The sequence below is a fragment of the Methanocalculus sp. genome, from assembly GCF_029762515.1.
Taxonomy (GTDB): domain Archaea; phylum Halobacteriota; class Methanomicrobia; order Methanomicrobiales; family Methanocorpusculaceae; genus Methanocalculus.
Genome location: NZ_JARVGN010000330.1, coordinates 1 through 2613, shown reverse-complemented (window position 1 = coordinate 2613; position 2613 = coordinate 1). Strand labels below are relative to the sequence as shown.

Here is a 2613-nt window from a genome sequence, read left to right as displayed (position 1 = left end):
TAAGCGCTGTTGCCGATTACGATGAATTTGCCCTCGGCTCGGGAAATTGCCACATTGATCAGCTTCCCTGCCTCAGATTCCCGGTAGGTGCCACTCAATAGTCTACCCGCCCGGTAGGGAGGACCATCAACGGTGTCAAAAATGATACATTCACGTTCATTGCCCTGGAACTTGTGAATGGTTGCCGCCATGGCATGTTCTTTTCCGATTTTCTCGTCCTCGAGCATTTTGGAAATCAGCTTTCCCTGAGCATTGTAAGGAGTGATAATTCCGACATTCTTGATTCCTCCTTCCAGAAGCATTTTTGTAAGGCGAACTGCAAGAACGGCGTTATACACATTAATTTTGGATCCTGAACGAAGCCGTTTGCACCACGGGTTGATGGTGGATGTATCTACCAGGACAAGCGCCTTGTTTTCATAGGGAGGTTTTGCGGTGATTTTCGGTTTTTCCTGTAGTACAAAGTCACCTGCCCGGAGTTTACCAGAATACATCGGGATATTGATGAGATCCATGATCTCCGGATGCATGCGATATTGTTCTCGCAGCATGACGAGTCGGTCGTCTTCCAAATCACTATTCGTACTTTCTTCAATGCCCGCTTGTGCGAAAATATCACGTCGCAACCATTGCGCTGCCGCATCTTCTTCGCTCGAGGCGATAGGAGACAATTGGCGAAAATCACCAGAAATGATATAGTGTCCCTGATCTACCAAGCCTGCCGCAAAGAATACCGCCGGGAGTGGGGCCATGCTCGCCTCATCGAGGATCATGACATCAAATGTACCCTGGTAAATTCGGGGATCGAGGTACGCTTTCGTGAGTGTGCACCCCACAACCTGGGCGTTGGTTACCACATTTTTACGAATGTCATGGATTTCCTGTTGAATTTCATTGATTTTCTCTCGATAGATATCGATTTTTCCCAGAATATTCTGTTTTTCATTATTCAGTGACGTTCTCGTGAACACTGCAGCACGAGAGACATCCTGATCTGCGGCAATCGTCTCGAGTTCTTTTCTCAATTGCGTGATATGAGCTACTTCCCGGGCCTTATTCTTCTCAAGTGATGCAGAGTCTTTCCTTTTTTGCTCGATTTTTCCGTTTACAGATTTGATATTCTGCTCAATATGTTCGATATCAGCCTTTAATTTCGTGGGATTGGTGCTTGAGAGAACCTTCGAAAAAAATCCTGAATTCTGGTATTTTTCCAGTTCCTGCTTACGAACCTTCAGGTTTTCAGACAGTTTGTTATGTTCTGCAGATAATTTCTTGATCTCTTTTGTTTTCTCTAAAATGGATGCATCAATCTTGGATTTTCTTTGATCATATATATCGATGGTATCAAGTTTCTTCAGGATCTCCACATTCTGATATTTCTCTAGACTTTGTTCCAGCTCCTTTACGCGCTCTTCAATCTGTTTTACTTCCTCTAATTTGCTCGCAGCACATTGCTGAACAATCGTATCAATAAGGATTTTATCGAAATCAGAATCGGATCTGCTTGCGATTCCGTACCTCACAATTTTTCCCGCATTGATAATATCCTGAAAATCGGGATTTTTCACGTATTTGTAGAGAATCTCATCCACAGCGAGGTTTGTATGCGATGTCAGCAAAACGCGTTTGCCCTTCCGGATAAGTTGATCGAGAATGACGCCGAGAACCTTCGTTTTTCCTGTCCCGGGTGGACCCCAGATGAACGTGATCTCCTGGGAGAGAGATTTGACTATCGCCTCCTTCTGCTCGCTGTTGGGATGAAAGTCATAGATGGACAAATCCGGTTCTAAAACTGGTTTTTTGTATCCAACGGGCGGATTGAACCCAAAAAGGTTCATGCATCCGCTTTTATTGAGGCTTATATCGTCCTTTTTTACATTGTTGAATTTTGTAACCAAATCCTCAATTAACTTGAAATCTGCACTAATGATGGTGACTTCGGGGATCGATTCCCCCAAATTTTGATTAAATGCGATATTGATGCCATCTTCATCCGATGAGACAATACAACCAGTCAGATTCTGTTTTTCAAGCAGTATTTCAACGGGGGTGTCGTCAGGAATCGAGATCTCATCATCCATGGCGAACCTGTAGACCCAGGATTCCGAATCATTGAAGATGAAATGGCCCTTTTTCAGCGTGAAATTATTGCTATTCTTCTTTTTCTTCGCGTGGACAATTTCTTCCTCCAGGGCCGCTTGAAAAAGGGTAATTAACTCATTGAAATCTGATGTTCCTGCAGTTGCTTTATATCCGATAGTCGTTGAATCCGTGATGATGCCCCCAATTCTGGTTGGATTTATGATAAGGACGGTTTTGGTAACATTTTTCTGAATAATTGATTCTAGGAACAAACTCGGTGAATAAATCCTTAAATGTTTTTATTTCAATAAAAGAGGAATGTATAGAGCATATCATTTGTCAGTGAATCCCTTAGGCACTGAATTCCAATTCTTAATGCTTGTTCGTTTATTGTACGATGCCCGGTTCACCTCTTTATGACACCCAGATCAACCCAATTTTCATGCATGGATTACTGCAGAGGAGGTTCTCCTCATGAGTGTTCCATCGCCGGGGAATCCCCGTATTGTGTACACGGATCAGGTTGAGGCC

Annotated in this window: 1 protein-coding gene; it reads right to left on the bottom strand. The window is 43.4% G+C overall.

What is annotated here, in order from left to right; all coding sequences use genetic code 11:
- On the bottom strand, nucleotides 1–2354 hold a 2354-nt coding region (locus QCH34_RS10425; protein ID WP_300333829.1), incomplete at its 3' end, for an AAA domain-containing protein.
- Between the last annotated feature and the right edge of the window lie 259 nt (nucleotides 2355–2613).